The 2471-nt window shown below is 53.7% G+C and carries 2 protein-coding genes; one reads left to right on the top strand and one right to left on the bottom strand.

Annotated elements, in window-relative coordinates; all coding sequences use genetic code 11:
* Positions 1-1087, bottom strand: a 1087-nt coding sequence (locus ACTHUE_RS15525; protein ID WP_440423933.1) for a phosphoglycerate kinase, incomplete at its 3' end; no start/stop codon positions are given.
* A gap of 194 nt (positions 1088-1281) precedes the next feature.
* On the opposite strand from ACTHUE_RS15525, the gene ACTHUE_RS15520 reads away from it, so the two are divergent.
* Positions 1282-2471: M16 family metallopeptidase (locus tag ACTHUE_RS15520; protein ID WP_440423932.1), on the top strand; the 1190-nt coding region annotated here is incomplete at its 3' end.

The raw sequence follows: 2471 nt of genomic DNA, 5'->3' as shown, positions 1-2471 counted from the left end.
TGATTTGATCGGTTACGCCGAATTTGGCAATCGCCGCCAAAGTGTCGCCGCCGCCGGCAATCGAGAACGCATCGCTTTGGGCAATCGCTTCGGCCAATACTTTGGTACCGCCGGCAAATTGGTCAAATTCAAATACGCCGACCGGGCCGTTCCATACGACCGTACCGGCAGCTTTGAGTAAATCGGCCAAAGCAGCGGCAGATTTAGGGCCGATGTCCAAAATCATGTCGTCTTCGGCAACGTCGGCAATGTCTTTCACCACAGCTTCCGCATCGGCGGAAAAGGCTTTAGCGACAACCACATCGGTCGGCAGCGGTACGGAGCCACCTTTGGCCGCCATTTTCGCCATGATTTTTTTGGATTCTTCCACCAAATCGTGTTCGGCCAAAGATTTGCCGATGGCTTTGCCTTCTGCCAACAGGAAAGTATTGGCAATGCCGCCACCGACGATGAGTTGGTCGACTTTATCGGCCAAAGATTCGAGGATGGTCAGTTTGGTAGACACTTTACTGCCGGCAACGATGGCGACCATCGGATGAGCCGGTTGTTTCAGGGCTTTGCCCAAAGCGTCGAGTTCGCCCGCCATCAACACGCCGGCGCAGGCAACCGGTGCGGCTTGGGCGACGGCTTCAGTCGAAGCCTGGGCGCGGTGGGCGGTACCGAATGCGTCGTTGACGAACACGTCGCACAAAGAAGCGTAGGCTTTGCCCAGCTCCAAGTCGTTTTTCTTCTCGCCTTTGTTGATGCGCACGTTTTGCAGCATCACGACATCACCGGCGTTCAAAGTCGGTTTGTTTTCACGCCAGTCGTTCAATACTTTTACGTCTTTGCCCAACAGTTTGCCCAAATGCGCGGCAACAGGCGCTACATCGTCTTCAGGATGGAATTCGCCTTCGGTCGGACGGCCGAGGTGGGTCATCACGATCACAGACGCGCCGTTGTCCAAGCAGTATTTAATGGATGCGAGCGAAGCGCGAATACGGGTGTCGTCGCTGATGTTGCCGTCTTTGAACGGTACGTTCATATCGGCGCGGATCAGAACGGTTTTGCCTTGAACATTTTGTTCGGTCAGTTTCAAAAATGCCATGATGATTCCTTTGTAATGGTTGGAAACGGGAATGTTTGGGATTATCCGCGAATGAGGCGCGACGGTAAAGATTGGCAACGGCCGCGCTTGATGTGAATCAGCAGATAAGGCTGCAGGCCGTCTGAAATATTCGGCCAATCTTTCAGATTTTCCGCTATACTTTGGCAATTGATTTTCATTTTACGGATTAAACCATGTTACGCCGAATTGCTTTAATGCTTGCCTTCGCGCTGCCTGCCGCCTCATGGGCGCAGACGCTTTCTGAAACCCTGCCCAACGGTCTGAAAATCATCGTTAAAGAAGACCACCGCGCGCCAGTGGCCGTTTCGCAGATTTGGTACAAAATCGGCAGCGTGGATGAAAAACCGGGCAAAAGCGGCCTAAGCCACGCTTTGGAACACATGATGTTTAAAGGCACGAAAGACGTTCCCTCCGGCGAATTCAACCGCCGCGTATCCGAGCTGGGAGGACAAAACAATGCCTACACCAACCGCAATGAAACGGTGTATTACGAAAACGTCGCCGCCGCCAACCTGCCCGAGATTCTGAAGCTCGAAGCCGACCGCATGCACAACCTCAACTTCAGCGACAAAGAATTCCTCAACGAGATGAACGTCATCCGTGAAGAACGCCGCCAGCGCACGGAAGACACAGCCGACGGCAAAATGTGGGAACAAGCCTATCTTGCCGCCTTTACCCAACCGTCCATGCGCGCCTCCGTCATCGGCTACATGAAAGATTTGCACACCCTAAAAGCCGACGACCTGCGCGCGTGGTACAAACAATATTACGCGCCCAACAATGCCGTATTGGTCATTGTCGGCGATGTTGATGCCAAACAAACGCTTCAGACGGCCGCCAAACTCTTTGGCGATATTCCGGCCAAAGCCCAGCCGCCGCGCAACAAGCTCCATACCGAACCCTATTTGCGCAAGCCTGTTACAGTCAAAGCCACTTCTCCGGTCACACACCAGCCGCTGATTGCCATCAACTTCCGTGTGCCGAAACTCCAAAAATTCGATGACACGATGCCTTTTGCCCTCGACATCCTTTCCGATATTTTGGCAGGCAACGCGTCCAGCCGTTTTGATAACAACCTCGTGCGCGGCAAGCAAACCGCATTGAACGCAGGAACGCATTACGACATCATCAGCCGTGAAATGCCGCTGTTCAGCGTCATGGCTATGCCTGCCGAAGGCGTGAAAACCGATACTCTGATTGCCCAGCTGCGCCAAGAAATCAAAGACATTGCCGACAACGGCGTTTCCGAAGAAGAATTGCAGCGCGTCAAAACCCAGGCAGCGGTCAGCGAAATCTACGCCAAAGACTCCATGTCTTCCCAAGCCTCCATGATGGGCCGCCTCGAAGCGCGCGGTTTCCAATA

The sequence above is a fragment of the Neisseria sp. P0021.S005 genome, assembly GCF_051956955.1.
Note: the sequence above shows the minus strand (reverse complement) of the source record. Positions and strands in the feature narration are given on the sequence as shown.